Below are 25,347 nucleotides of genomic sequence, written 5' to 3'. Positions count from 1 at the left end.
CACAACGGACGCTCCTTCTGAGCGCGCACAAACACGGTGACCTATCAGTGAGCGAAAATGCCTAACGAACCGTAGCTTGGCCGTAATTGCGAACGCCGCCCCCGAGGTTCGGAGGCGGCGTCCAGCACATCTTCGTGATGCAGCTTATTTCAGCAGCATGCCGTCGCCGAAATAGGCGGCCTGGTCGCCCAGCATCTCTTCGATGCGCAGCAGCTGGTTGTACTTGGCCGTCCGGTCCGAACGGGCTAGCGAGCCGGTCTTGATCTGACCGCAGTTGGTGGCCACGGCCAGGTCGGCGATGGTCGAGTCCTCGGTCTCGCCCGAACGGTGCGACATCACGGCGGTGTAACCCGCGCGGTGCGCCATATCGACGGCGTCCAGCGTCTCGGACAGGGTGCCGATCTGGTTGACCTTGATCAGAATGGAGTTGGCCAGGCCCTCGCCGATGCCGGCGGCCAGACGGCGCGGGTTGGTCACGAACAGGTCGTCGCCGACCAGCTGGACACGGTCGCCCAGGCGATCCGTCAGCAGCTTCCAGCCGTCGAAGTCGTCCTCGGCGCAGCCGTCCTCGATCGAGACGATTGGGAAGCGTTCGACCAGATCGGCCAGATAATTGACCATGCTCTCGGCGTCGAAGGACTTGCCCTCGCCCGCCAGCTCATACTTGCCGTCCTTGAAGAACTCGGTCGAGGCCACGTCGAGAGCCAGGTGGAAGTCCTCGCCCGCCAGATAGCCGGCCGCCTGACCCGCCTTGGTGATGAAGGTCAGGGCTTCGTCGGCAGAGGCCAGGTTCGGGGCGAAGCCGCCCTCGTCGCCAACGTTGGTGTTGTGGCCGGCGTCCTTCAGCGCCTTCTTCAACGCATGGAAGATTTCGGCGCCCATGCGCAGGCCTTCCGAGAAGCTCTCGGCGCCCGTCGGCATGATCATGAATTCCTGGATGTCGATCGGGTTGTCGGCGTGGGCGCCGCCGTTGATGATGTTCATCATCGGCGTCGGCAGGATGCGGGCCGAGACGCCGCCGATATAGCGGTGCAGCGGCAGACCGGCCGAGATGGCGCTGGCCTTGGCCACGGCCAGCGACACGCCCAGCATGGCGTTGGCGCCCAGACGCGACTTGTTCTCAGTGCCGTCCAGTTCGATCAGGGCTTCGTCGATGCGACGCTGGTCCTCGGCGTCCATGCCGGACAGGGCGTCGAAGATCTCTCCGTTGACGGCGTCGACCGCCTTCTCGACGCCCTTGCCGCCCCACACATCCTTGTCGCCGTCGCGCAGTTCGACGGCTTCGTGGGCGCCGGTCGAGGCGCCCGACGGCACGGCGGCGCGGCCGAAGCTGCCGTCTTCCAGGATCACGTCCACTTCAACCGTCGGATTGCCCCGGCTGTCGAGAATCTGGCGGGCGACGATGTCGACGATATCGGTCATGAATCTCTGCGCTCTGACTGAGTTGGGAAAGGTCGGGCCGGTTTAGACCAGACCCGCTTGAATCGCCACAGGCGAGACGACGGCGAACATATGCGAAAACGGCGCGCGAGAGGCTCGCGCGCCGCTGAATTTGCGCCCGGCCGGAGCCGGATCGCCAGAGGAGAACTTAGTCTTCCTGCTGGGTCAGAACCTGACGGCCCTTGTACATGCCGGTCTTCAGGTCGATGTGGTGCGGACGACGCAGCTCGCCAGTGTCCTTGTCTTCGACATAGGTGTTGGCGCCCAGGGCGTCGTGAGCACGACGCATGTTGCGACGCGAGGGGGAAGTTTTGCGCTTCGGAACGGCCATGTCCGTCTCAATCTCTAAGTCGGTGCGCCGGTGAAGACGCGAAAACAACAGCGGCGGCCCCCCGATAAGAGCCGCCACGCGAGGGCGGGCTTATGCATGAAGCCGCAAGGGATTTCAAGTCGCGGAATGATAATGGTTCGGCCTGCCGCCGCCTCGACGAGGGTGGCGTCCGGCCCATCCCTACGGCAGAGTTCCGGCGCTGAATATCATGGGAGGACGACATGCGCGATTCTTGGCGCGATTTCTGGACGACGGCGGGGTCTGTCGCCTTCATCGGCCTCCTCGCCGGAACCCCGGCTCAGGCTCGGGAACCGTCCACGTCGAGCATCGCGGTTCTGACTCTACCCGAAGCGGCGGCCTACCCCGAGGGCGTGACGGTCGATCCGGCCACCGGCGCGATCTACACCACCAGCGCCAATACCGGCGTCGTCGTCAGCGTTGATCCCGAAAACAGGGCGACCATTGTGATCGGCGATCCGCTGGATATGGCCGACGCCCGCCCCGCGACGCCGGTTTCAGTGGCTCTGGGCCTCAAGGCCGATGGCGAAGGACGCCTGTGGGTCGCCGGGGCGCGGACAGGCTCGATGCATGTCGTCGACATCGCCACTGGTCGACGGCTGGCGCGCTTCACCACCCCCGAAGGCGCGGCGCTGATCAACGACGTGGCCCTGACGACCGACGCAGCCTACTTCACCGACACCGTGCGGCCGGTCCTATGGCGCGCGCCGCGCGATCCCATCGCCGATCAGGCGCTGCAGCCTTGGCTGTCGTTCGAGGGAACGGCCATTCGCTACGGCGAGGACGCCAATCTGAACGGAATCGCGGCCACGCCGGACGGACGCTATCTGCTCGTCGTGCAGATGAAGGCCGGCAAGCTTTTCCGAATCGATACGAGCACCCGCGAGATCACGGCGATCGACACAGGTGATTCGGCGCTGGACGGCGGCGACGGCCTGGCGTTGCACGGCCAGAGGCTGTTCGTGGTGCGTCAGTGGTCCGAGGAGATCGTGGCCCTGGATCTGTCGTCCGATTTCACCACGGCGACAGAGGCGAAGCGGCTGACGTTCGCCGAACTGGCCTGGCCCGCCACGGCCGCCGTGCGCGGCGACCGCCTCATCGTCGCCAACAGCCAGTTGAACCGTCGCGGCTCGGGAGACCCCGTCCTGCCGTTCAGCCTCGTCTCAATTCCGCTGTCGGCGTTCGACTGATCGTCAGGCTCAAGCCGAGCCCGCCAACGCCTCGGCCGCCGCCTCGCCGATCGCAAGGGAACTGGTCAGGCCGGGGCTTTCGATGCCGAACAGGGCCATCAGGCCGTCGATGCCGTGATGCTCTCGGCCGTGAAGCTGAAAGTCCGGCTGCGGCTCGCCAGGACCATGCAGCTTGGGCCGGATGCCCGCGTAGTCGGGCGTCAGGCGCTCGACCGTCACGCTGGGCCAGAAGCGGCGGATGTAGCGGGCGAACTCTTCCGCCTTGGCCGGATCGACGGAGTAATCCTCGGCCTCGACATAGGCCAGGTCGGGGCCGAACACCCCCTGCCCGCCCAGATCCTTGCGGTAGTGGGTGCCCAGCGCGCCGGGGATCGGCGGCGGATAGATCAGGCGGTTGAACGGCGCCGCGCCCGTCAGACGGAAGTAGATCCCCTTACCCAGATGATGCGCGGGAATATCAGCGGCGGGATAGCCGTCGATTCGAGCTGCGATGTCTTGAGCCGACAGGCCAGGCGCCGTGACCAGAAGGCGGCTGGTCACGGTCATCGCCCCCTCCCCGCCCACGCGAACAGAGAAGCCGCCGCCCGGCAGGCCTTCCGCCCCCTCGAAAGGCGCGGAGATTACGACCGCGCCGCCCGCGTCCTCGATCTCGCCCTGCAGGGCCAGCATATAGCCGTGACTGTCGAACACCCCGCTCTCAGGCGACAGGATAGCGGCGTGGGCGTTCAACTCCGGCTCCAGCGCTCGCGCCTGCGCGCCAGTCAGGTGCTCAAGGTTTTCGACGCCATTGATCGCGGCCTGCTGGAAGATGGCCTCGATGCGCGGAACCTCGGCTTCCTCGGTCGCCACGACCAGCTTGCCGCACTTCCAGTGGTCGACCTTGCGGCTTTCCAGGAAATCATAAAGGGCGCGCCGCCCTTCGACGCAGAACTTCGCCTTCAACGAGCCGGTCGGATAATAGAGTCCGCCGTGAATCACCTCGGAATTGCGCGCGGAGACGCCCTGACCGATGTGCGGCTCCTTCTCCAGCACCAGCACCGTCAGGCCGCGCCGCGACAGCGCTCGACCGCAGGCCAGCCCCACAGCTCCCGCGCCCACGACCGTCGCATCGAAGTCGAAAGGCGCGCCCATGGTTCTACCTCTTGCCGTAGAGAGCCTTGGCCCGGCTCTCGAAACACTGGATCAGCTTGTCGACCGCCCGGTCGAAGTTCGCCTGAAGCATCATGTCCAGCATGCGCGACTTGAAGGCGAAGTCGATGGAGAATTCCAGTCGCGTCCCCTGCGGGTGCGGATGGAACTCCCAGCGGTTCTTCAGGTGTTTGAACGGGCCGCGGATCAAGCCGACCTCGACCTTGGGCGCGTGCACGTCATGACGCACCCAGGTCGAGAACTTCTCGGTCAGGAAGGCGAATCCGACCCCGGCCTCGGCGTCCAGCAGATGCACGCCCGGCGCCTCGTCCCGCACGTTCCAGACGCGCATGGCGGTGATCCACGGCACGAAGTCGGGATAGGCGCGCACGTCCGCCACCATGGCGGCCAGTTGCTCGGGCGCATAGGGCAGGATGCGCGTTACGCGATGGACGGCCAAAGGATCAGCGGCCGTTCCGGGACGACAACTGGGCCTCACGCGCCGCCCGGAGCCAAGCGAAGTCGTCGCCTGCGTGGTGCGACGAGCGCGTCAGCGGCGAGGACGACACCATCAGGAAGCCCTTGGCCCGCGCGATCGCCTCATAGGCCTTGAACTCTTCGGGCGTGACGAAGCGGTCGATGGCGGCGTGCTTGCGGGTCGGCTGCAGATACTGGCCGATGGTGATGAAGTCGACGCCGGCGGAGCGCATGTCGTCCATCACCTGCATGACCTCTTCCTTGGTCTCGCCCAGGCCGACCATGATGCCGGACTTGGTGAACTGGTTCGGGTCGCGCTCCTTGACCATCTGCAGCAGACGCAGGGAGTGGAAGTAGCGGGCGCCCGGCCGGATCTTCAGATACAGGCGCGGAACCGTCTCGAGGTTGTGATTGAAGACGTCGGGCGTGGCGTCGATCATGACCTCGGCCGCGCCGTCCTTGCGCAGGAAATCGGGCGTCAGGATTTCGATGGTGGTGTTCGGCGCCTGGATGCGAATCTGGCGCACCACCTCGGCGAAGTGGGCGGCGCCGCCGTCCGACACGTCGTCGCGGTCCACAGAGGTGATGACGACGTGGTTCAGTTCCATCTGCGCCACGGCCAGACCGACCTTGGCCGGTTCTTCCGGGTCCAGCGGCTGCGGCAGGCCGGTCTTGACGTTGCAGAAGGCGCAGGCCCGCGTGCAGGTGTCGCCCATGATCATCAGGGTGGCGTGCTTCTGGCTCCAGCATTCGCCGATGTTCGGGCAGGCGGCCTCTTCACAGACGGTGTGCAGCCCCTTGGAGCGCACGATGTCCTTGGTGGCGTTGTACTGGCCCGAGCCGGGCGCCTTGACGCGAAGCCAGTCAGGCTTCTTCAGCACCGCCGATTCCGGGCGGTTCTGCTTTTCAGGGTGACGAAGCTCAGACGGCTTCTTCTGCAGGGTGTCGATCAGCGTGACCATCGCCGGCGGTCTGGCTCCTGTTTCTGAAGGCGGTATGTCGGCCTTCCGATGTGCAAAGGCAAGGCACAGTCGGTTTCAGTCCGACATCGGAACGGCTTCACGCGACGTTACGCATCTTTTCAAGGCGACCTTACGTCACTAGGTTCCGGCCTCTTGTAACCGAGAGGGCCGCGCCAGAGCTCTCCGAAGGAGGACGTGCTTGCTGCGGGCAGCCCTGGACCCCAAGGTCTATGAAGAGACCCTGTTCGACGCGCTGATCGATGCGCGCGCCCGCTACGGCGACAAGGAGATTCTGGAGGACCAGGATCGCCACCCCCTGACCTATACCGGCTTGATCCGCGCCGCCTTCGTGCTGGGCCGCAAGATCGCCAGACTGACCCAGCCCGGCGAGCGCGTCGGCGTGCTGCTGCCGTCTAGCGCAGGCGTGGTGGTGACTTTCTTCGCCCTGCACGCCTTCGGACGCGTGCCGGTCATGCTGAACTTCACCTCGGGCGAAGCCAATCTGAAGGCCGCGCTGAAGACGGCGGGCGTGAAGAAGATCCTGTCGGCCAAGCGTTTCGCGACCCAAGCCAAGCTGGACGACCTGATGGAGGCCCTGGGCGAGGTTGCCGAGATCGTCTGGTTGGATGATATCCGCAAGACCATCGGCCTGGCCGACAAGCTGTACGGCCTCAGCGCCGGCATGGCGCCCAAGCGGTTTCGCGTGAAGACCGCCCCGGATTCGGCGGGCGTGGTCCTGTTCACCTCGGGCAGCTTCGGCGCGCCCAAGGGCGTGGTGCTGAGCCAGAAGAACCTGGTCGCCAATGCGCGCCAGGTGGCGGCCCACATCGACCTGGACCCCGACTGGGTGATGTTCAATCCGCTGCCGACCTTCCACTGCTTCGGCCTGACAGGCGGGGTCATCCTGCCGCTGCTGCAGGGGTTGAAGGCGTTTGAATATCCCTCGCCGTTGCACGCCAAGCAGATCACCGATCTTCTGCCCCAGGTGAAGGCGTCGATCCTGTTCGCGACCGACACCTTCCTGAACCAGTACGCCCGTGTGGCCGAGCCGGGCGACTTCGCCACCCTGAAGTTCGCGGTCGCCGGAGCCGAGAAGGTGCGCGAGGAAACCCGCGCCGCCTTCGACGCCAAGTTCGGCGGCCTGACCCTGCTGGAAGGCTATGGCGCCACCGAGGCGGCGCCGGTCGTCGCCGTGAACCATCCCGACCGCAACCGGCCGGGCACGGTGGGCCAGATACTGCCGGGCATGGAATACCGCATCGAACCGGTTGAAGGCATCGAGGTCGGGGGGCGCCTGTATCTGCGCGGACCGAACGTGATGGAAGGCTACATCTCGCCGAACGACCCGGACAATCTGGAGCCCCTGGCGGACGGCTGGCACGACACCGGCGACATCGTCGATATCGACGCCGAGGGCTACATCACCATCCTGGGCCGGGTGAAGCGCTTCGCCAAGATCGGCGGTGAGATGGTGTCCCTGACGGCGGTCGAAGGCATGGCCGGCGCCGTCTGGCCGACCGGCCACCACGCCGTCGTCGCCGTGCCTGACAGCAAGAAGGGCGAGCGCCTGGTACTGGTCACCGACGTCGCGGAGGCCGAGAGCTCACGCCTGACCGAATGGGCGCGTGACAACGGCGCGCCCGAACTGGCGGTGCCGAAGAAGATCATCAAGGTCGAAAGCATTCCGGTCCTGGGCACCGGCAAGACCGACTATGTGACCATCCAGAAGAAGGTCGAGGATGAATTGAAGAGCGCCTGACAAGGCGCTTGCCGTTCGACGCCAGTGTCATAACCTCGGCCGTCCGGTCCCGCTCGCGGGGCGCAACGGCCGAGGAGGTTTCATGGCCCGACGTTCGACATCCCTGGCCGGCTGGGAGCCGCATTTTCTCAGCCTTCTGAGAATTGTCTCCGGCCTGCTTTTGCTTCAGCACGGCGCGCAGAAGATTCTGGGTTTTCCGCCGGGCGGTCGCGGCGGCGGAGTCGATCTGTCGACTCTGGCGGGTTGGTCCGGTCCCATTGAACTGGTCGGCGGCGTCCTGTTGGCGCTGGGTCTGTTCAGCCGCCCGACGGCTTTCATCCTGTCAGGCTTCACCGCCGTGGCCTATTGGATGGTTCACGCGCCGCAGAGCCCCTACCCCATCAACAACGGCGGAGAGCTGGCGGCCCTCTACTGCTTCGTCTTCCTGTACCTGGTCTTCGCTGGGCCGGGGCCGTGGTCGCTGGACAACGCCCTGCGCGGCGGTCGACGCTAAGAAACGAAACGCGGCGTCCGGTCAGCCGATCCGGACGCCCGTCATCGAGATCGATCCGCCTTCGATCACATCATTGAAGAAGCGGACGGACTCGCCCGACGCCTGCTGCGCGGCGACATAAAGCAACGGCAGATAGTGTTCGTCCGTCGGAACGCTGAGCTGCGCCTGTTCGGCCAGGTGGACCCAGTCGATCAGGGCGTCATGGTCGCCCGCCATGAAGACCCGCTTGACCGCCTCATTGAAATCGACGGCCCAGTCATAGGGCTCGCCGCCCGCCCGCTTCCATGTCCGCAGATTGTGAACGAAGTCGCCCGACCCGGCGACGATGACGCCTTCATCCCGCAAAGGGCGCAGGCGCTGGGCCAGTTCATAATGGGCGCGGGCGTCAAGGGTGCGGTCCAGAGACAATTGCACCACGGGCACGTCGGCGTCCGGCCAGACATGGGCCAGGACGGACCAGGTCCCGTGATCCAGCCCCCACTGCGTCGTCTGCACTGCGCCTGTCAGTTCCGCCACCCGGTTCGCCAGCGAGGGCGAGCCGGGCGCGGGATACTGCATGGCGTGAAGTTCGGCCGGGAAGCCTCCGAAATCATGGATGGTTTCCGGCAGCTCCTGCGCCGTCACGCCCAGCCCGCGCGTCTCCCAGTGAGCCGAGACCATGACGACGCCTTTCGGCTTGCCGATCTCCTGCCCCAACGCGCGCCAGGTGTCCGCGAAGGGACCGCCCAGAGCATTCATGGGGGAGCCGTGACCAAAGAAGAGTGCGGGCTGGCGCATGATCTTAACCGTGCAGCTTCCTGGCGATTTCCGCGACATGCTTGCCCTGGAAGCGCGCGCCGTCCAGTTCATTCTGGCTCGGCATGCGCGAGCCGTCGCCCTTGGTCAGGGTCGTGGCTCCGTATGGGGTGCCGCCGGTGATCTCGTCCATGTTCATCTGGCCGGCGAAGGCGTACGGCAGGCCGACGACAACCATTCCCTGGTGCATGAAATAATGATGCAGGCCGAGGAAGGTCGTCTCCTGGCCGCCGTGCTGGGTGGCCGAGGCGCTGAAGGCGCTGCCGACCTTGCCGACCAGCTTGCCCTGCGCCCACATACCGCCCGTCTGGTCCAGGAAGGCGCGCATCTGCGAGGCCGCGGTGCCAAAGCGGGTGCCGGCGCCCAGGATGATGGCGTCATAGTCGGCCAGTTCCGCCACCGAGGCGATCGGCGCAGCTTGATCCATCTTGTAGCCTGAGCTGCGCGCCAGCTCTTCCGGCACGGTTTCGGGGACGCGCTTGATGTCCACGAGGGCGCCTTCGACCTGCAGCGCGCCTTCGGCGACGGCTTCGGCCATCTGTTCGATGTGGCCGTAGGTCGAGTGGTAGAGGACGAGAATCTTGGGCATGGCCGCTCCGGCAAAACTGAAACGATGCATACAGCAACAGCATCAGTGCCTGATTTAACGTCATGTTGCGGCGCCGCAAAGCCTTCTTGTCAATTTTCTCAACGATCGCCGATCGGACAAACGCGATCGTAAAAGGCGCTTTCGCCCGGAACCCGCGCGCCCCGCGACAGCAGGAAGCGGTGTTCGACCACCATGGCCTGCTGCTCGATGTTCAGGCTGATCCATTCGCAGCGCTCATCGACAGGATAGGCGTACGCGCCCGGCCCGTCGCCCGCCTTGAGCTTGCTGGTCAGCAGGTTGACGCCGCTCTGGGCCTGCCAGACGTGAACCAGCTCATGAATGAAGACCGCCTGAGTTCGCAGCGACGCCTGCGACAAATCCGGCGCCAGGGTCGCCTTGGGCCAGACGATCCAGTCGCGCCCGAACCAGCGCCCCGGCACGAAGGCCCGGTTGAACGGCCAGGGCGAGCCCAGGAAGCGGATGTCGTCCAGCCGCAGGTCGCGCCCGAACACTTCGCGCGCCAGCGCCGCCTCGCCATGCGCAAGCGGTCGGATCATCGACCGACCCACTCCCAGTGCCAGGGCTCATAGACATAGGGGACGAAGCCGAACCGCCCGGCGTTCTTGACCAGCCAACGATAGGTCGGCGTCTGGCTCATGTAGCGGCGACTGTGAACGTCGGTGGAATCGACGCCCATGCCCTGCAGGTGGCCGACATAGAGGTCGACGGCCGTGCCGGTCCGGTGCGGCGAGCAGACGGCGCGCCTCAAGCCGTCGCAGTTGCCGTCGCGCGCGCATCGCGCCGCGTCGGCCTCCGGATCGCGGAAGGAGGAGAAGATGCGCAGCAGTTCCGGTTCGGCGGCGATCTCCGGAACTTCGGCGCGGGCCGCCGTCGCCATGGCGCGATAGGCGTCCAGCACGTCGCGACGCAGCAGACGCGTCAGGCGTTCGGCGTGTTCCTCTCCTGTCGTCAGATAGGCCAGGTCGGCGACGGGGGGCGGATCCGGGCATTCTCCCCTCACTCGCGCCATGACGAAGGGTCGCCGCTCCTGCCACAGACCTCGCAACACCTGAAAGGTCGCCTGGTCGAACCGGCCGCTGGCCGTGACCCCATAGCGCGCCTGGAACGCGGCCAGGGCTTCGGCGAAGCCCGCCGATGTCGGATCGCAGGGCGAACCAACCTCCTGTTGGATCAACGGGACATAGGCTTCCCAGCCCAACTCGAACGGCCCGAACGGAACCCACTCCAGCGCATAAAGGGAGATGGCGTTCGCCTCGGCCGTATCGTCCCAGGCGCCGGACGCCCGGTCGCAGATCTGGGTGGTCGGCACAGGTTCCGGGGCCTCGGCGTGAGCCTGTCCGGCGAAGGAGGCGATCAAGGCGGCGATAACGAAGGCGGAGGCTTTCCACATGACCACAGCAGGCCTCAGGTTGAGAGTCGCCGCAAGCCCTCCGCGGTCTTCGCGCCTGCGCCGAAAACCTGCATGGTGACCGTTGCGGCCGACTCGCGCCGCGAACAGGCCGTGACCGCATGACCGCAACCGCAGCGCCTTCGTCCGCCCTCGCCGCGCCCGACGCGCCGCGCCGTTCCAACGCCATCCTGGCCGCCTTCTCAGGCCCCTGCCTGCCGCTGGCGGCTTTCGGCGTGGCCCTGCCCGTCACCTTGCCGGAATTCTACGCCACCCACGTCGGCATAGAGATGGGCATGGTGGCCGCCGTCTTCATGGCGGTGCGGCTGATCGACATCCTGTTCGATCCCTTCATCGGCTGGGGCATGGACCGGACGCGCACGCGCCTGGGCCGCTATCGCCCGTGGATGGCGGTGGCGACGCCGATCCTGATGCTGGCGGCGCTGATGATGTTCGTGACGGTCCAGCCGGGCGCCGGGCCGATCTATCTGTTCGCCTGGCTGCTGGTGCTCTACCTCGGCTTCTCGATGGGCACGCTGGGGCAGTTGGGCTGGGCCGCCGTGCTGGCGCCGCAGTATGACCAGCGCAGCCGCGTCTATGGCTGGTGGCAGGTGTTCAACATCATCGGCGTGATCCTGATCCTGATCCTGCCGACCATCGTGGTGAAGACGGGCCTGGGGAACTACGTGGACGGGGTGCGCATCATGGGCTGGGCCATCATCATCGCCCTGCCCCTCACCATCGGCCTGGCCATGGTCGCCGTGCCCGAGCCCGTCAATGCGGGCGCCGCGCCGCACGGCGGACCGCGCGCCTATCTGGCCCTGTTCAGGATGAAGACGGTGCGCAAGCTGCTGATCGCGGACCTGCTGCTGGGCATTGCGCCGGGCATCACGGGGTCGCTGCTGTTCTTCTTCTTCGGCCAGATCAAGGGCTACGACCATACCCAGGCGTCGCTGTTCATGCTGATCTACTTCATGGCCGGCCTGGTCGGGGCGCCGGTCTGGGCCTGGCTGGCGACGAGGATCGGCAAGGATCGCGCCCTGGCCGTGGCCAGCCTGATCTTCGCCGTCTTCTATGTCGGCGCGACCCTGGTTCCCGGCGGGAACTTCGCCCTGACGGCGGCCGCGATGTTCATCGCCGGTCTGCCCTATGCGGCCGGCCTATTCCTGCTGCGCGCCATGATGGCGGACGCGGGCGACGAGGTGCGACTGGAAACCGGCGTGGACCGCACCGGCCTGATGTTCTCCATCCTGTCCGCCACGACCAAGATGGGCCACGTCTTCGCCCTGCTGCCTTACGCCATCCTGCCGCTGGTGGGGTTCAAGGCGCTGCCAGGGCCGGAGGGGAATAGCGACTTCTCGCTGTTGATCCTGCAGATCCTGTTCATCGCCGTGCCGGGCCTGCTATTGGCGGCCACGGCCTGGGTGCTGAAGGGCTATCCCCTGACCGCACGCAGGCACGATGAAATCCGCGCCGCCCTGGCGCAAAGAGACGCCGGACACGCCTGAATGACTCACCCCGTCGACCGCCTGAAAGACATCATGGTTCGCCTGCGCGATCCGAACGGCGGCTGTCCCTGGGACGTGGAGCAGACCTTCCAGACCGTCGCTCCCTATACGATCGAGGAGGCCTATGAGGTCGCCGACGCCATCGAGCGCGGCGACATGGACGAACTGAGGGTGGAACTGGGCGACCTGCTGTTCCAGGTCGTCTTCCACTCGCGCATGGCTGAGGAAGCCGGGCATTTCCGGCTGGAGGACGTGGCCGAGGCCATGGCCGACAAGCTGATCCGCCGCCATCCGCACGTCTTCGGCGACGAAGCCGCCAAGGCCACCGGCCCGGCCCAGAAGGACCGCTGGGAAGACATCAAGGCCGCCGAGCGCAAGGCCAAGGAACAGCACGGCGTGCTGGACGACGTGCCGGTCGGCCTGCCTGCCCTCACCCGCGCCGCCAAACTGACCAAGCGCGCGGGGCGAGTCGGATTCGACTGGCCCTCCACCGACGAAGTCTTCGACAAACTGGCCGAAGAGGTTCAGGAACTGCGTGTCGAGATCGCCGCCGGCGACAAGGAGAAGGCCCGCGAGGAGCTGGGCGACCTGCTGTTCGTCGTCGCCAATCTGGCCCGCAAGTTGGAGGTCGAGCCGGAAGACGCCCTGCGCGCCGCCAACGCCAAATTCGTTCGTCGTTTCGAGTTCATCGAGGCCGAACTGAAGAAAGACGGCCGCACGCCGGAGCAGTCCGACCTGTCCGAAATGGACGCCCTGTGGGACGCCGCCAAGGCCGCCGAGCGGGCGTGAACCGAAGTCCGTTCGACCTCATCATCTTCGACTACGACGGGGTCATCGCCGACAGCGAACTGCTGAACAATGCGATCATGGCCGAACTGCTCAGCGAAATCGGCTTGCCGACCACGCTGGACGACGCCCTGGCGACCTATCTGGGCAAGCGCTGGCTGGACTGCGAGGCGCTTATTTCGGAACGACTGGGCGCGCCTTGCCCGCCTGGCCTGCAAGACGAATGGACGCGGCGCTGTCACGATCGCGCCCGGCGCGACCTGACGTTCGTCGCGGGGTTCGACGCCTTCCTGGCTGGACGCGAGGAGCCGCGTTGCATCGCCTCCTCCAGTCCGCCCGACTGGATCGAGCTGGGTCTGCGCCATTTCGGGGCTCAAGACGTCTTCGGCGGCCCGATCTTCAGCGCCGCCGTTCATGTCAGCCGGGGCAAGCCGCATCCCGACCTGTTCCTCTACGCCGCCGAGGCGATGAAGGCCGCGCCGGAGCGCACCCTGGTGATCGAGGACAGTCCGACCGGCGTGCTGGCGGGTGTGGCGGCGGGCATGACAATCGTCGGCCTGTGCGCGGGCGGGCATATCCGCGGCGATCACTCTCAACGTCTGAAACAGGCCGGCGCGCACCAGGTGTTCGACAGCTACGCCGACCTGGCAGGCTGGATCGCCGAGACGGCCTAGACGTAGCGCAATTCCTGCAGGTCGATCTCGCGGATCAGCTTGCGCGCCGTCTCTTCGTCGATCAGTCGCTGGCGGCCGAGGCGCACCAGTTCCTCACGCTCCGCCGCAAGGCCGGTCAGGCGCAGGCGGCGCTCGATGTCATCGGCGCGGCGCGCCTGGACCACGGCGTCCTCCTCCATGCTGGCGCGCATGTCGATGCGGTGGCGATAGACCTCCATCACCCGCGTGGCGGTTTCGGCATAGAAGTCGGGATCGACCTTGCCCTCGGCCATGGCGTGCTGAGCGTCCTCAATGGCTCGGATCGCGGCCCAGGCGGCGGCGACGCGGGATCGGTTCTCTTCGGCCTGATGGTCATCCTCCGGCGGAAGCTGCACGCCCCTCAAAAGACGAGGCAGGGCGATCGTGGCCAGCACCAGGGAGACGATGATCACTCCCGCCGCCAGGAAGATGGCCAGGTTCCGCGCCGGCATGGGCGAACCGTCGCTCAGGTAGAAGGGCAGCGTCAGAATGCCCGCCAGGGTGATCGCCCCGCGCACCCCCGCCAGCGACATGACGGCCACCAACCGCAGCCCGACCTTGGGCGGGGCGCTGCGGCCCTTTCGACGGAACAGGGTCAGCTTCAGCGACGTCCACACCCAGACGAAACGCAAGGCCGCCAGGGCCGCGACGATGGCGAAGACATAGACGGCCAACCACCAGATCTCGTCATGATCGGTGGAACGGATCACCTCGGCCGCACGCGCCATGATGGACGGCATCTGCTCGCCCAGGATGACGAAGATCAGGCCGTTGGCGACGAACTGCACCGTGTCCCACACCACGGCGCGCCGAATGCGGGTCGCAGCCAGGGCCGAGCCCTGACGCTCGGTGAAACTCATCGTCACGCCCGCCGCCACCGCCGCCAGAATGCCCGAGGCATGGATGGCTTCCGCCGCCAGATAGGCCGCGAAGGGCATCAGCAGACTGATCAGGATCTGCCCGCCGACGTCCTCGCCCCAGCGGCGGCTGATGAAGGCCTTCACCAGGCCGATGGCGAGGGTCACGACGATGCCGACGGCCACGCCGGCCAAGGCCAGCCAGGCGAAGGTTCCAAAAGCGCTGCTCAGGGAAAAGGCGCCGGTCGTCGCCGCCAGCACGGCGATCCGCATGCAGGTCAGGCCGCTGGCGTCGTTCAGCAGCGACTCGCCCTCCAGGATGTGCATCAGCCGCTTCGGGATCGGCGCCCGCCCGGCGATGGCCTGGACTGCGATCGGGTCGGTCGGCGACAGGATGGCCGCCAGGGCGAAGGCCACGGCCAGCGGCATGGCCGGGATCAGCCAATGGATCAAGAAACCCAGCCCCAGGACGGTGAAGACCACCAGTCCCAGCGCCAGCTCCAGGATCACCACCCTGTCCCGGAACAGCGCCTCCTTGGGGATGCGCCAGCCGTCCACGAACAGCAGGGGCGGCAGGAACAGCAGGAAGAAGATATCCGGCTTCAGATCGACCGACTCGCCGGTGATCAGCACCACCCCCGCCCCAAGCGCGATCTGCACCAGCGGCAGGGCGATGCGCGTGATCCGAGCCAACCACCCTGACAGCACCACGGCCAGCAACAGGAAGAGGATGGTCTCGATCAGGTGCATGACAGGATCAGTCGATCACGTCCGGATACAGCCGTTCAAGTCGCCCCAGCGCGGCGGGATGCAGTCGGACCGTCAGATGGACCCGACCGTCATCGTCCGTCTCGCGCCCCGTCACACGGCCGTTGGCGTACAGCCACGCCAGCAGGTCGCCGCGATGCGGCTCGACCGTCAGATGAGTCTCCGGATCGTCGTCGATCAGACCGGCGATGGTCTCGCGCAGGGTCTCGATCCCCTCGCCCGTCCACGCGGACACGGCGACAGCCTGACCGTCGCGCGCCAGACGCTCGGCCTGGCCGACGATGGATTCGCGGGTTTCCGGCTCCAGGAGGTCGATCTTGTTCCAGACTTCGAGGATGCGGCGCGTCTTGCCCTCGGGCGTTGGAATCTGCTCCAGCACGGCCTCGACGTCCTTGGCCTGGGCCGCGCTGTCGGGCGAGGCGATGTCGCGCACATGCAGGATCAGGTCCGCCTCGCCGACTTCCTCCAGGGTGGCGCGGAAGCTCTCCACCAGTTCGTGCGGCAGGTCGGAGACGAAGCCCACGGTGTCGGCGATGATGGCCGGCCGCCCCTGGGGCAGACGAATGGTGCGTTGGGTCGTGTCCAGCGTGGCGAACAGCAGATCCTTGGCCAGCACCTCCGACCCGGTCAGCCGATTGAACAGCGTCGACTTGCCCGCATTGGTGTAGCCGACCAGGGCGACCGACGGGAACGGAACCTGTCGACGCGCCTTGCGGTGCAGGCCGCGCGTGCGGCGCACCTCTTCCAGCTCTGCCTTCAGCCGCACGATGCGGTCGGCGATCATGCGCCGGTCCAGCTCGATCTGGGTTTCGCCGGGGCCGCCCGTGCCGCCCGTCCCGCCGCGCTGGCGTTCCAGGTGGGTCCAGGTGCGGACGAGGCGCGAGCGTTCGTACTCAAGCCGCGCCAGCTCGACCTGCAGCCGCCCCTCGCGCGTGCGAGCGCGGCGGCCGAAGATCTCCAGGATCAGACCGGTGCGGTCGATGACCTTGATGTCCCAGAAACGTTCCAGGTTGCGCTGCTGCACCGGCGTCAGCTGGTCGTCGACGACGACCGCCTCGGCGTCGGCGGCCAGGATCAGGGCCGAAATCTCTTCCAGCTTGCCTCGACCGATCAGGGTGGCGGGCGTAACGGAGCGCAGGCGCACGATTTCCTGCGCTCGCACGTCAAGATCCAGCGCCTGGGCCAGGCCCACGGCTTCTTCCAGGCGTTCGGACGCATGGCGCGCATTGTCGCCACGACGGTCAGGATGGATGACGACGGCCCGGATCAGCGGGACGGCGTGGTCAATGAGTTTGGAGGTCAATCAGTCTTCTTCGGCGTCGGGCTCGTACAGTTGCACGGGCGCGGACGGCATGATGGTCGAGATGGCGTGCTTGTAGACCAGCTGCGATTGGCCATCGCGACGCAGCAGCACACAGAAGTTGTCGAACCAGGTGACGATGCCCTGAAGCTTGACGCCGTTCACCAGGAAGATGGTCAGCGGCGTCTTCGTCTTGCGGACGCTGTTCAGGAAGGTGTCCTGGAGGTTCTGTCGTTTGTCTTGCGACATGGCAGGTTGATCCTGTTCTTGGTCTTTTTCATCAGCGGCGGAATGGCCGCGAGGCGGAACATCGCCCGCATCCGCGACCTTAGCCAAGCCCCCGCCGGTGCGGCAACGCCTTAAATGGCTTCGCGACGCGCCTGTTCCAGATAAATCTCGCGCAGACGGGTCGCAACCGGGCCCGGTTTGCCGTCGCCGATGCGGGTTCCGTCCAGCGAAACGATCGGCATGACGAAGGAACTGGCCGCCGTGACGAAGACTTCGCGCGCGCGCTTGGCCTCCTCGACGCTGAAGGCGCGCTCTTCCAGCTCGATACCTTCCGCCTCGACCAGCTTGAGGATCGCCGCGCGGGTGATGCCGCGAAGGATGTTGGCCTGGGTGTCGCGGGTCCGCAGCTTGCCGTTTTCGTCGATGATCCAGGCGTTGGTCGAGGAGCCTTCGGTCACCATGCCCATTTCATCGAACAGGATGGCTTCGTAAGCGCCGCGTTCACGCGCCGCCTGCTTGGCCAGGGCGTTGGGCAGAAGGCCGACCGTCTTGATGTCGCAGCGGCCCCAGCGCATGTCGGGCTGGGTGACGCCGGCCGCGCCCCTGGCGGCCAGAGCTTCGCCCTTCCTCAGGTCGATAGACTTGGCGGTGATGATGACGCTGGGCGCCACGTCCGTCGGGAAGGCATGATCGCGGGGCGCCGTGCCCCGCGTGATCTGGATATAGACGATGCCGTTGCGCACCCGGTTCCGGCGGATCGTCTCGCGCAGGACGATGCCCAGCGACTCGGCCGACATGGGAATGTCGATCCGCAGCTCGGTCAGGCTGCGGGCCAGACGGCTCAGGTGCCCCTGATAATCGGCCAGCCTGCCGTCGAAGACCGACCAGACCTCATAGACGCCGTCAGCGAACTGGAACCCGCGATCCTCGATATGGACCACAGCCTGGCCGTGCGGCTGATAGACGCCGTTCACATAGGCGACCCTGGACATCAGGCGCCCTCTCCTTCCTCGTCTCCGCCGCGTGCAGGCGATACGCCCAGCGACTTAAGCTTGCGATGCAGCGCAGATCTCTCCATGCCGATGAAAGCGGCCGTGCGCGAGATATTTCCGCCGAACCGCATGATCTGGGCCGACAGATATTCCCGTTCGAACACCTCGCGCGCCTCACGCAACGGCAGGGCGATGATGCGGTCCGCGCTGAGCGAGGCGGGGCTAGCGGATGAAGCCACCTCCTGCGGCAGCATATCGGCGGTGATGGGCTCGTCCGGCCCGCCGGTGGCCAGGATCAGCAAACGTTCGATGTTGTTGCGCAACTGGCGGACATTGCCCGGCCACGGATGAACCTGCAGCACAGCCAGGGCGTCGTCGGCGATGCGACGATGCGGCAAGCCCTGGGAGGCCGACAGATTGTCGACGAAGTATTCGACCAATTCGGCGATGTCCTCGCGTCGCTCCGACAACGGCGGCACGCGGATCGGCACAACGTTCAGCCGGTGAAACAGGTCCTCGCGGAAACGCCCCTCGGCGATCTCGGTGCGCAGGTCGCGGGCGGTGGAGGTGACGACGCGCACGTCCACCTGCACGTCCTGCTCGCCGCCGACGCGGCGGAAGCTCTGTTCGACCAGGACGCGCAGGATGCGGCTCTGGCTTTCGCGAGGCATGTCAGCCACGTCGTCCAGATAGAGGGTGCCGTTATGGGCCCGCTCGAAGACGCCGATCTTGCGTGGGCGGCCGTCGCCGCCCTCCTCGCCGAACAATTCGACGTCCAGGCGCTCGGGCGTCATGCCGGCGGCCGAGATGGCGACGAACTCCGCCTTCGCCCGGGGGCTGGCTTCGTGAATCTGCCGGGCCACCAGTTCCTTGCCCGAACCAGGAGGGCCCGAGATCAGGACGCGGCTGTTGGCCGGCGCCACCTTGGTGATCGTGGTGCGCAGCACCTGGGCGGCGACCGACTTGCCGATCAGTCCGGTGGGCGTCAGCGTCTGGGCGCGCAGGCGCCGGTTCTCGCGTTTCAGCGCGGCCGCTTCCAGGGCCCGCTCCACCACCACGACCAGGCGGTCGGACTTGAACGGCTTCTCGATGAAATCATAGGCGCCGCGCTTCAGCGCGCTGACCGCCGTTTCGATGTTGCCGTGACCCGAGATCATGACGACCGGCAGGTCCTCATCCAGTTCGCGCACGACATCGAGCAGTTCCAGCCCGTCCAGACCGCCGCCCTGCATCCAGATGTCGAGTACGGCCAAGGAAGGCTTGCGCGCGCGGATGGCGGCCAGCGCCTCGTCCGAATTGGCGGCCGTGCGGACCGAATGGCCCTCGTCCTCCAGCAGGCCTGACACCAGTTCGCGGATGTCGGCCTCGTCGTCGACGACCAGAATATCAGCACCCGTATTACGCATGACGCCTCGCTTAACTCGCCGCAGCCGCCACGCCAGAGGCGCGATGGGCGGACTTGTGGTCCTGGGTCAGGGGGAAGATCAGGCATACGCGCGCGCCCGACAATGTCTCCGCGTCAGCCAGCCGCAGCTCGCCGCCGTGGTCTTCACAAATGCGCTTGACGATGGCCAGGCCGAGGCCCGTGCCCTTCTCGCGCGTGGTTACATAGGGTTCGGTTAGCCGGTCGCGATCCTTGGCCGGCAGGCCGACGCCGTCGTCCTCGATCACGAAGACGGCGCGTCCGTCTTCGACATCCAGCCGGGCGATAACGCCCAGCGTCCCTTCGGCGACCGGCTCGAGCGCACGTTTGGCGCCTACGGCCTCGCCCGCGTTCTTCAGAATGTTGGCCAAGGCCTGACCGACCATGCGGCCGTCGCACTGAAGCACGACCTCCGGGAGAGGTTCGATCAGATCCACGCCGATGTCGGGCATGGCCACACGCTGGGCGAAAACCGCCTCGCGCAGCATTTCCGCAGGATTCTCCATTGAAAAGCGCGGCGCCGGCATCCGGGCGAAGGACGAGAACTCGTCCACCATCCGGCCGATGTCGCCCACCTGACGGATGATGGTCTCGGTGCAGCGATCGAACACCTCGACATCATCGCCCACCCGCTCGCGATAGCGGCGGCGCAGCCGCTCGGCCGAGAGCTGGATCGGCGTCAGCGGGTTCTTGATCTCATGGGCGATGCGGCGCGCCACGTCACGCCAGGCCGCATTACGCTGAGCCGTGACCAGGCGGGTGATGTCGTCGAAGGTCAGCACCATCTCGCCGCCCTGCCCGCCCTCAATGCGGACCCGCAGGCGCAGGGCCTCGCCATCGCGGCTGACGTCGATATCCTCCTCGATATGGGCTTCGCCCCGTTCCGACAGTTCGCCCAGCTCGGGCGCCACCTCGGCCAGACGCCGGCCCTGGACCTGTTCCGGGTCGAGGCCCAGCAGCTGGCTGGCGCTGTCGTTGATGGCGGAGATCCGTCGCTGGCGGTCCAGGCCGATCACGCCCGCGCTGACGCCTGACAGGACCGTTTCAATGAAGAGGCTGCGTCCCTGAGCCTCGTCCGAAGCGGTCTTGAGCGCCGCCTGCTGGGTTTTGATGTCCTCGGTCATCCGATTGAACGCTTCGGACAGGACGATGATCTCGGACGGCGCGCCGTCGTTATCGACGCGCGCATCGAGGTCGCCGCCCGCCACCTGATCCGCCGCCCGCACCAGCCGTCCGATCGGCGCCGAGATCGAACTGGCGGCCGACATGGCCAGCCAGACCGCCCCGACCAGCACCAGCAGCGCCGTTTCCAGATAGCTGAGCGCAAAGGCTCCCTGGATGCGAGCGCGGCTTTCCTCGGCCGCACGATAGGCGGTGATGGACTCCTCGCCGTTGCGCATTCGCTGGATCAGGCCCGGCGCCAGCGGCCGCACGACATAGAGATAGGCGTGACCGTAATCCGGGAGCGGATAGAGCGCCCGCACCATGTCAGGGTTCTCGGTCACCGTCGTCGGCGCCACCTCGCCGCCCGCCACCGTCTCGAAAGCCTCGCGCGGCGGGGCGACATAGGGCGGCGCGCCCGGTTGCTCGCCGCTGGCCAGGACGCGTCCTTGCTCGTCCAGAATATAGAGGGCCGGGTAGCCGAAGAAGTCGCCGATCTGCGACAGGGCGCGCGAGAACTGGATTCGATTGTCGAACAGATCCCGGACGCCGCCCAACTCGGTCGCCATCGTATCCAGGTCCACCTCAAGCCCGGCGCCCACGTCCGCGACATAGGCGCGGCCGATCTCGGCCCCGTTCTCGACAGCTGAACGGACGTTGGTGCTGAACCACTGATCCACCCCCCGGTTGACCAGCAGGCCGAAGACCAGGGCGATCAGCACCGCCGGCACGACCGAGACCAGGGAGAACAGGGTGACGAACCGCAGATGCAGACGCGCGCCCGGATCGTTCCGATTGCGCGTCAGGCGCAGCACCCGTCCGCCGATCACCGTCGCGAGTCCTGCAATCAGGACCAGATTGGCCAGAAGGACATAGAGAACCGCGCGACTGGCCGCCGTCCGGGCGTCCCCGCCTGCGGCGGCTCCCGGCGCAATGGCCACCAGCCAGATGGCCGCCGCCGTGACCAGGAAGGCGACGACATAAGCGGTTCCGAACAAGGCCCGCGCCCGACCGTCGGCGAGACGCCCCCAGAGCGAGCGCTCTGAGACCTGTTCTTCAACCGGGGCGACGGGCGTGTCCGACATTACGCCGCAACTTCGGACACCTGTGTCTCGTTTTCAACAGCGAAGTTGCCCAAATACGTCACATCTCGCCACAAGGTCGCCAGCGCCGTTTCGACCTCATCCGGCGTCTCCAGCCGGCACAGCCTGGCCTTGGCGGCCCGACGCTGGGCTGGATCGGCCGGCCAGGGGGCCTGCTCGATGTACCAGCCCAGATGTTTGCGGAACATCTTGAGACCCAGCGGCAAGCCATAGAAAGCGACCGACGCTCGCAGGTGCTCGATGACGATCGCCAGTCGTTCTTCGCGATCCGGCTCTCGAAGGCGCGTCCCGTCCGCAAGGGCGCGCTCCAGATGCGCCGCCAGCCACGGCCGCCCGTAAACCCCGCGCCCCAGCATCAGCGCGTCGGCGCCGGATCGGCTCAGCGCCTCGCGCGCCTGTTCGGCGGTGATGATGTCGCCGTTGACGATGACGGGTATGGCGACCGCCCGTTTGACCTCGGCCACCGCGTCCCAGTCGGCGACGCCGGTGTAGAACTGCTTGCGGGTGCGGCCATGCACGGTGACGGCGGCGACACCCAGGTCTTCGGCCCGGCGCGCCAGGTCAGGGGCGTTATGACTGCTCTCGTCCCAGCCCAGCCGCATCTTCACGCTGACCGGGCGGCTGACGGCCTGAACGACGGCCTCCATGATCTGCGCCGCCTGATCCGGCGTGCGCATCAGGGCCGAGCCGCAGGCGGCGCCGGTGACCTCCTTGGCCGGACAGCCGAAGTTCAGGTCGATGATGTCGGCGCCCGCCGCCTCGGCCATGCGCGCGCCCTCGGCCATGGCGGCCGGATCGCCTCCGACCAGCTGGATCACTGTCAGAGGCAGGCCACCGCCGACGGCGGCGCGGCGCACCACGTCGGGACGCGCGCGCGCCAGCTCGGCCGCAGCCACCATCTCGGTCGCCACATAGGCGGCGCCCAGCCTTGACGCCAGCACGCGGAACGGCAAATCCGTGATCCCGGTCATGGGCGCCATCAGCACCCGCCCCGCGATCTTCACATCGCCAATCTGCAACCCGATGGTCATGAGGCTCCTTAGCACCGAAGAAGGCCCCTCTCGTCAAGCGGAACCGGGACGCCTAGAAGACCCGCATGGGATTCTCAGCGATCGTCGTGGCCGCCGGCTCGGGTTCTCGGGCGGGCGGCGCCAAACAGTGGCGCAGGGTGGCCGGCAAGCCGGTCGTGCGCTGGTCGGTCGAGGCGCTGCTGGACGCCGGCGCGCGCGATGTCGTCGTCGTGATCGCCGCTGACGCCCGCGAAGAGGCCGACGCGGCCCTGGCCGGTCTGGACGGATGGCGCGCGGTTCTCGGCGGCGCGACACGCGCCGCGTCGGTGTGCGCCGGCCTCGCGGCGCTGAGCGGAGCTGACGACGAGCCGGTGCTGATCCACGACGCCGCCCGTCCCTTCCTGAGCGCCGAGGTGATCGCGCGCCTACTGGCGGGTCTCGTCGACGTCGACGGCGTCCTGCCCGCCCTGCCTGTCGCCGACAGCTTGCGCCGAGGGCGTGAGGGCATGGTCAGCGGCGCCGTCGATCGGGAGAACCTGTGGCGCGCCCAGACGCCGCAGGCCTTTCGACTCAAGACCATCCGCGACGCCTATGCCGTGTGGCCCGCCGATGAAGCCGCCACCGACGAGGCCGCCGTGGTCGAGCGCGCGGGCGGCCGCGTCCGACTGATCCCAGGCGACGGGCGCCTGACCAAACTGACCTATCCTGAGGATTTCGCCATGGCCGAGGCCCTGTCCCCTGCCCGCACCACCATCCGCATCGGCCAGGGTTTCGACGTTCATCGCTGGGGACCGGGCACGTCGGTCTGGCTGTGCGGGGTCGAGATTCCGCATGACCAGACCCTGATCGGCCATTCGGACGCCGATGCCGGTCTGCACGCCCTGACGGACGCCATCCTCGGCGCCATCGCCGACGGCGACATCGGCGACCACTTTCCGCCCAGCGATCCTCAGTGGAAGGGGGCGTCATCGGACCGCTTCCTGGTTCATGCCGCCGAACGGGTGGCGCTGCGCGGCGGGCGCATCGTCAATGTCGATGTGACCCTGATCTGCGAACAGCCCAAGGTGAAGCCCCATCGCCAGGCCATGCGTGAACGGCTGGCGGCCCTGTTGAAGCTGCCGCTGGACGCCGTCAGCGTGAAAGCCACGACCAGCGAAGGCCTGGGTTTCACCGGCCGTGGCGAAGGTCTGGCCGCCCAGGCCGCCGTTTCGATCGAACTGCCCGCCTGAATTCAGGACCGAGGCGGCCGCCGTCGCCAGGCTTCACTTTACGCTCGCCTCTGAATGTCAGGCTGGCATAGTCGCCTGATGCGAAGCCTGCTGTTCAACATCGCCTATTGGGCGCTTTCCATCACCTACGGCCTGGCCGCCGCCTTTGCGGCCCTGGCGCCCGGCCGCAAGGCCACAAGCTGGATCATCCGCCGCTATGTCCGGCGCATGGTGCAGGCCATGAGCCTGTTCGCGGGCATCCGCATCGAGACGCGCGGCAAGGAACGCCTGCCGCAGGGCGCCTTCATCATCGCCTCAAAGCACCAGAGCTGGGGCGACGGCTTCGCCACCTATGACCAGTTCGACGACGTGGCCTTCGTCACCGGCGACCATCTGGAGAAATTCCCCCTGTTGGGAACGGTGCTCAAGAAACTGGGCGCCATCGTCGTCAACAACTGCGGCGGCCACGCCGCCCGCGCCGCCCTGAAGGAACGCGCCGCCGACGCCCATCGCGAAGGGCGCAAGATCCTGATCTATCCGGAAGGTCATCTGGCCAAGGTGGGCGAGAAGTTCCGTTATCGCTCAGGCGTCTGGCATATGTATCGCGACTTCGACATGCCGGTCGTGCCGCTGGCGACGAACCTGGGCCTGTTCTGGCCATTGGAAGAGTTCCACAAGAACCCCGGCACGGCGACGCTGGAATTCCTCGAGCCCATTCCGACCGGGCTGCCCAAGGCCGAGTTTCTGGAACGCCTGGAAGCCGCCGTGGAGGGCAGGACAGCCGAACTGATCGCCGAGGCGACCGGACAGCCGGTCACGCCCGCCGTCCTCGTCGCCTCTGACGGTGAAGGCGCCAAGGCCGCCGCAGCGGCCAAGGCGGTCAGCGCCGCAGCTTAGGCCGCCGGGATCACCGCGCCTTCGTATTTTGAGGCGATGAAATCCTTGATCGCCTGGCCGCGCAGGGCCTTGGCCAGGGCCTGGACTCGCGGGTCGTCCTGATTGTCCGGTCGCGCGACCAGATAGTTCACATAGGGGCTGTCGGCGCCTTCAAGCTGAAGGGCGTCTGTCTTGGGTTTCAGCCCGGCGTCGAGAGCATAGTTGGTGTTGATCACCGCCCCATCGACCTGAGGCAGGATGCGCGGGATGGTCGCGGCCTCGACCTCCTGGAACTTCAGGCCCTTCGGATTGGCGGCGATATCGCGAACGGTCTGCAGCGGATTCTGCGGATCCTTCAGGGTGATCAGGCCCGCCGCCTGAAGCAGCAGCAGGGCGCGGCCGGTGTTGGAGGCGTCGTTGGGCAACACCACCTGGGCGCCGTTCGGCAACTCGGCCAAGGTCTTGTGCTTGCGCGAATAGAGGCCGAGCGGCTCGACGTGGATGCCGGCGACCGTGATCAGGTTCGTGCCGCGCGCCGTGTTGAACTCGTCGAGATAGGGCTTGGTCTGGAAGTAGTTCACATCCAACCGCTTTTCAGCCAGTTGCACGTTAGGTTGAACGTAGTCGTTGAAGACCTTGATCTCGATCGGCACGCCTTCGGCGGCCAGAATCGGCTTCACCTGCTCCAGGATTTCGGCGTGCGGCACGGCGGTGGCGCCGACCAGCAGAGGCGCGCCCTCGCCGCCCGCCTTCTTGCCCGCGCCCTGACCGCAGGCGGCGAGCGTCAAAACAGCGGCGGCGGACAGCAGCAGCGAACGGCGGATCATGGGGCGGGCTTTCGTAAA

General features: G+C 66.8%; 25 protein-coding genes. 8 read left to right on the top strand and 17 right to left on the bottom strand.

Annotated features, from left to right (window positions below):
• Positions 1-144 precede the first annotated feature (144 nt).
• Both eno and rpmF read right to left on the bottom strand, forming a co-directional pair.
• Positions 145-1,422, bottom strand: coding sequence for a phosphopyruvate hydratase (gene eno, locus ACWGL1_RS13080; RefSeq protein ID WP_452112226.1), 1,278 nt, complete (start codon positions 1,420-1,422; stop codon positions 145-147).
• Between the two features lie 166 nt (positions 1,423-1,588).
• Positions 1,589-1,771: a 50S ribosomal protein L32 gene (rpmF, locus tag ACWGL1_RS13075; RefSeq protein WP_024352840.1), complete on the bottom strand. Its 183-nt coding sequence runs from the start codon at positions 1,769-1,771 to the stop codon at positions 1,589-1,591.
• A gap of 221 nt (positions 1,772-1,992) precedes the next feature.
• Here rpmF and ACWGL1_RS13070 point away from each other — a divergent pair, with 221 nt between their 5' ends.
• The gene (locus tag ACWGL1_RS13070) at positions 1,993-2,979 is read left to right on the top strand and encodes a hypothetical protein (protein WP_452112225.1); all 987 of its coding nucleotides are present in this window, start codon (positions 1,993-1,995) and stop codon (positions 2,977-2,979) included.
• A 9-nt stretch (positions 2,980-2,988) separates the two neighbouring features.
• Here the strand turns inward: ACWGL1_RS13070 and ACWGL1_RS13065 are convergent, their stop codons facing one another.
• Genes ACWGL1_RS13065 through lipA form a run of 3 tightly spaced genes read right to left on the bottom strand, consistent with a single transcriptional unit; the run spans position 2,989 to position 5,546 of the window.
• Positions 2,989-4,110: an NAD(P)/FAD-dependent oxidoreductase gene (locus ACWGL1_RS13065; protein ID WP_452112224.1), complete on the bottom strand. Its 1,122-nt coding sequence runs from the start codon at positions 4,108-4,110 to the stop codon at positions 2,989-2,991.
• A 4-nt stretch (positions 4,111-4,114) separates the two neighbouring features.
• Complete coding sequence (locus tag ACWGL1_RS13060; protein WP_291775143.1) at positions 4,115-4,567, bottom strand: type II toxin-antitoxin system RatA family toxin; 453 nt, start codon at positions 4,565-4,567, stop codon at positions 4,115-4,117.
• Positions 4,568-4,571: 4 nt separating this feature from the next.
• Positions 4,572-5,546 carry a lipoyl synthase gene (gene lipA, locus ACWGL1_RS13055; protein WP_452112223.1) on the bottom strand — a complete coding sequence of 325 codons (975 nt, stop codon included), beginning with the start codon at positions 5,544-5,546 and terminating at the stop codon, positions 4,572-4,574.
• A 202-nt stretch (positions 5,547-5,748) separates the two neighbouring features.
• On the opposite strand from lipA, the gene ACWGL1_RS13050 reads away from it, so the two are divergent.
• Positions 5,749-7,305 carry an AMP-binding protein gene (locus ACWGL1_RS13050; RefSeq protein WP_452112274.1) on the top strand — a complete coding sequence of 519 codons (1,557 nt, stop codon included), beginning with the start codon at positions 5,749-5,751 and terminating at the stop codon, positions 7,303-7,305.
• An 82-nt stretch (positions 7,306-7,387) separates the two neighbouring features.
• Positions 7,388-7,798: a DoxX family protein gene (locus tag ACWGL1_RS13045; RefSeq protein WP_291775137.1), complete on the top strand. Its 411-nt coding sequence runs from the start codon at positions 7,388-7,390 to the stop codon at positions 7,796-7,798.
• 21 nt (positions 7,799-7,819) lie between these two features.
• Here ACWGL1_RS13045 and ygiD read toward each other — a convergent pair whose 3' ends face one another.
• From ygiD to ACWGL1_RS13025, 4 genes are all read right to left on the bottom strand, one after another.
• Positions 7,820-8,575 (bottom strand): 4,5-DOPA-extradiol-dioxygenase, encoded by a 756-nt coding sequence (gene ygiD / locus ACWGL1_RS13040; RefSeq protein ID WP_452112222.1) that lies wholly within the window; start codon positions 8,573-8,575, stop codon positions 7,820-7,822.
• Between the two features lie 4 nt (positions 8,576-8,579).
• The gene (wrbA, locus tag ACWGL1_RS13035) at positions 8,580-9,182 is read right to left on the bottom strand and encodes an NAD(P)H:quinone oxidoreductase (protein ID WP_452112221.1); all 603 of its coding nucleotides are present in this window, start codon (positions 9,180-9,182) and stop codon (positions 8,580-8,582) included.
• Between the two features lie 98 nt (positions 9,183-9,280).
• Positions 9,281-9,739 (bottom strand): hypothetical protein, encoded by a 459-nt coding sequence (locus ACWGL1_RS13030; RefSeq protein WP_452112220.1) that lies wholly within the window; start codon positions 9,737-9,739, stop codon positions 9,281-9,283.
• The gene (locus ACWGL1_RS13025; RefSeq protein WP_452112219.1) at positions 9,736-10,593 is read right to left on the bottom strand and encodes a D-alanyl-D-alanine carboxypeptidase family protein; all 858 of its coding nucleotides are present in this window, start codon (positions 10,591-10,593) and stop codon (positions 9,736-9,738) included. The genes ACWGL1_RS13030 and ACWGL1_RS13025 overlap by 4 nt, the downstream gene beginning before the upstream one ends.
• Positions 10,594-10,712: 119 nt before the next feature.
• Here ACWGL1_RS13025 and ACWGL1_RS13020 point away from each other — a divergent pair, with 119 nt between their 5' ends.
• Genes ACWGL1_RS13020 through ACWGL1_RS13010 form a run of 3 tightly spaced genes read left to right on the top strand, consistent with a single transcriptional unit; the run spans position 10,713 to position 13,558 of the window.
• Positions 10,713-12,098, top strand: a complete 1,386-nt coding sequence (locus ACWGL1_RS13020) for an MFS transporter (protein ID WP_452112218.1) — start codon at positions 10,713-10,715, stop codon at positions 12,096-12,098.
• Positions 12,099-12,887 (top strand): nucleoside triphosphate pyrophosphohydrolase, encoded by a 789-nt coding sequence (gene mazG, locus ACWGL1_RS13015; protein WP_343829765.1) that lies wholly within the window; start codon positions 12,099-12,101, stop codon positions 12,885-12,887. It begins immediately after the preceding gene.
• Positions 12,884-13,558, top strand: a complete 675-nt coding sequence (locus tag ACWGL1_RS13010) for an HAD family hydrolase (RefSeq protein ID WP_452112217.1) — start codon at positions 12,884-12,886, stop codon at positions 13,556-13,558. The genes mazG and ACWGL1_RS13010 overlap by 4 nt, the downstream gene beginning before the upstream one ends.
• Here the strand turns inward: ACWGL1_RS13010 and ACWGL1_RS13005 are convergent.
• The 7 genes from ACWGL1_RS13005 to dusB form a co-directional block, all read right to left on the bottom strand.
• Positions 13,555-15,183, bottom strand: coding sequence for a Na+/H+ antiporter (locus ACWGL1_RS13005; protein ID WP_312217970.1), 1,629 nt, complete (start codon positions 15,181-15,183; stop codon positions 13,555-13,557). The two genes, ACWGL1_RS13010 and ACWGL1_RS13005, sit on opposite strands and share 4 nt — an antisense overlap.
• 7 nt (positions 15,184-15,190) lie before the next feature.
• A complete protein-coding gene (gene hflX, locus ACWGL1_RS13000; RefSeq protein ID WP_291775119.1) occupies positions 15,191-16,504 on the bottom strand; it encodes a GTPase HflX in 1,314 nt (437 codons plus the stop codon).
• Positions 16,505-16,750, bottom strand: a complete 246-nt coding sequence (hfq, locus tag ACWGL1_RS12995) for an RNA chaperone Hfq (RefSeq protein ID WP_003164861.1) — start codon at positions 16,748-16,750, stop codon at positions 16,505-16,507. It abuts the gene before it with no gap.
• Between the two features lie 110 nt (positions 16,751-16,860).
• Positions 16,861-17,721 (bottom strand): D-amino-acid transaminase, encoded by an 861-nt coding sequence (locus ACWGL1_RS12990; protein ID WP_338574900.1) that lies wholly within the window; start codon positions 17,719-17,721, stop codon positions 16,861-16,863.
• Positions 17,721-19,127: a nitrogen assimilation response regulator NtrX gene (gene ntrX, locus ACWGL1_RS12985; protein WP_338574898.1), complete on the bottom strand. Its 1,407-nt coding sequence runs from the start codon at positions 19,125-19,127 to the stop codon at positions 17,721-17,723. Before ntrX ends, ACWGL1_RS12990 begins: the two co-directional genes overlap by 1 nt.
• Before the next feature lie 10 nt (positions 19,128-19,137).
• Positions 19,138-21,390, bottom strand: coding sequence for a sensor histidine kinase NtrY-like (locus ACWGL1_RS12980; RefSeq protein WP_338574897.1), 2,253 nt, complete (start codon positions 21,388-21,390; stop codon positions 19,138-19,140).
• Positions 21,390-22,439 carry a tRNA dihydrouridine synthase DusB gene (gene dusB / locus ACWGL1_RS12975; RefSeq protein WP_452112216.1) on the bottom strand — a complete coding sequence of 350 codons (1,050 nt, stop codon included), beginning with the start codon at positions 22,437-22,439 and terminating at the stop codon, positions 21,390-21,392. The genes ACWGL1_RS12980 and dusB overlap by 1 nt, the downstream gene beginning before the upstream one ends.
• A 65-nt stretch (positions 22,440-22,504) precedes the next feature.
• Here dusB and ACWGL1_RS12970 point away from each other — a divergent pair, with 65 nt between their 5' ends.
• Both ACWGL1_RS12970 and ACWGL1_RS12965 read left to right on the top strand, forming a co-directional pair.
• The gene (locus ACWGL1_RS12970) at positions 22,505-23,647 is read left to right on the top strand and encodes a bifunctional 2-C-methyl-D-erythritol 4-phosphate cytidylyltransferase/2-C-methyl-D-erythritol 2,4-cyclodiphosphate synthase (RefSeq protein ID WP_452112215.1); all 1,143 of its coding nucleotides are present in this window, start codon (positions 22,505-22,507) and stop codon (positions 23,645-23,647) included.
• 78 nt (positions 23,648-23,725) lie between these two features.
• Positions 23,726-24,523: a lysophospholipid acyltransferase family protein gene (locus ACWGL1_RS12965; protein ID WP_452112214.1), complete on the top strand. Its 798-nt coding sequence runs from the start codon at positions 23,726-23,728 to the stop codon at positions 24,521-24,523.
• Here ACWGL1_RS12965 and ACWGL1_RS12960 read toward each other — a convergent pair.
• On the bottom strand, positions 24,520-25,329 hold the full coding sequence (locus tag ACWGL1_RS12960; protein WP_338574888.1) for a MetQ/NlpA family ABC transporter substrate-binding protein: 810 nt from the start codon (positions 25,327-25,329) through the stop codon (positions 24,520-24,522). The genes ACWGL1_RS12965 and ACWGL1_RS12960 overlap by 4 nt on opposite strands.
• Between the last annotated feature and the right edge of the window lie 18 nt (positions 25,330-25,347).

This window comes from Brevundimonas sp. NPDC055812, assembly GCF_053616535.1.
This window is presented reverse-complemented; position numbering and strand designations above follow the sequence as displayed.

Bases quoted from the DNA above. Each gene is read 5' to 3' on its own strand.
- mazG (WP_343829765.1), top strand. From the start codon at position 12,099: ATGACTCACCCCGTCGACCGCCTGAAAGACATCATGGTTCGCCTGCGC.
- dusB (WP_452112216.1), bottom strand. From the start codon at position 22,439: ATGACCATCGGGTTGCAGATTGGCGATGTGAAGATCGCGGGGCGGGTG.
- ACWGL1_RS13070 (WP_452112225.1), top strand. From the start codon at position 1,993: ATGCGCGATTCTTGGCGCGATTTCTGGACGACGGCGGGGTCTGTCGCC.
- ntrX (WP_338574898.1), bottom strand. From the start codon at position 19,127: ATGCGTAATACGGGTGCTGATATTCTGGTCGTCGACGACGAGGCCGAC.
- ACWGL1_RS13020 (WP_452112218.1), top strand. From the start codon at position 10,713: ATGACCGCAACCGCAGCGCCTTCGTCCGCCCTCGCCGCGCCCGACGCG.
- lipA (WP_452112223.1), bottom strand. From the start codon at position 5,546: ATGGTCACGCTGATCGACACCCTGCAGAAGAAGCCGTCTGAGCTTCGT.
- eno (WP_452112226.1), bottom strand. From the start codon at position 1,422: ATGACCGATATCGTCGACATCGTCGCCCGCCAGATTCTCGACAGCCGG.
- ACWGL1_RS12965 (WP_452112214.1), top strand. From the start codon at position 23,726: ATGCGAAGCCTGCTGTTCAACATCGCCTATTGGGCGCTTTCCATCACC.
- ACWGL1_RS12970 (WP_452112215.1), top strand. From the start codon at position 22,505: ATGGGATTCTCAGCGATCGTCGTGGCCGCCGGCTCGGGTTCTCGGGCG.
- ACWGL1_RS12980 (WP_338574897.1), bottom strand. From the start codon at position 21,390: ATGTCGGACACGCCCGTCGCCCCGGTTGAAGAACAGGTCTCAGAGCGC.
- wrbA (WP_452112221.1), bottom strand. From the start codon at position 9,182: ATGCCCAAGATTCTCGTCCTCTACCACTCGACCTACGGCCACATCGAA.
- ACWGL1_RS13045 (WP_291775137.1), top strand. From the start codon at position 7,388: ATGGCCCGACGTTCGACATCCCTGGCCGGCTGGGAGCCGCATTTTCTC.
- ACWGL1_RS13005 (WP_312217970.1), bottom strand. From the start codon at position 15,183: ATGCACCTGATCGAGACCATCCTCTTCCTGTTGCTGGCCGTGGTGCTG.
- hfq (WP_003164861.1), bottom strand. From the start codon at position 16,750: ATGTCGCAAGACAAACGACAGAACCTCCAGGACACCTTCCTGAACAGC.
- ACWGL1_RS13065 (WP_452112224.1), bottom strand. From the start codon at position 4,110: ATGGGCGCGCCTTTCGACTTCGATGCGACGGTCGTGGGCGCGGGAGCT.
- ACWGL1_RS12960 (WP_338574888.1), bottom strand. From the start codon at position 25,329: ATGATCCGCCGTTCGCTGCTGCTGTCCGCCGCCGCTGTTTTGACGCTC.
- ACWGL1_RS13030 (WP_452112220.1), bottom strand. From the start codon at position 9,739: ATGATCCGACCGCTTGCGCATGGCGAGGCGGCGCTGGCGCGCGAAGTG.
- ACWGL1_RS13025 (WP_452112219.1), bottom strand. From the start codon at position 10,593: ATGTGGAAAGCCTCCGCCTTCGTTATCGCCGCCTTGATCGCCTCCTTC.
- ygiD (WP_452112222.1), bottom strand. From the start codon at position 8,575: ATGCGCCAGCCCGCACTCTTCTTTGGTCACGGCTCCCCCATGAATGCT.
- ACWGL1_RS12990 (WP_338574900.1), bottom strand. From the start codon at position 17,721: ATGTCCAGGGTCGCCTATGTGAACGGCGTCTATCAGCCGCACGGCCAG.
- rpmF (WP_024352840.1), bottom strand. From the start codon at position 1,771: ATGGCCGTTCCGAAGCGCAAAACTTCCCCCTCGCGTCGCAACATGCGT.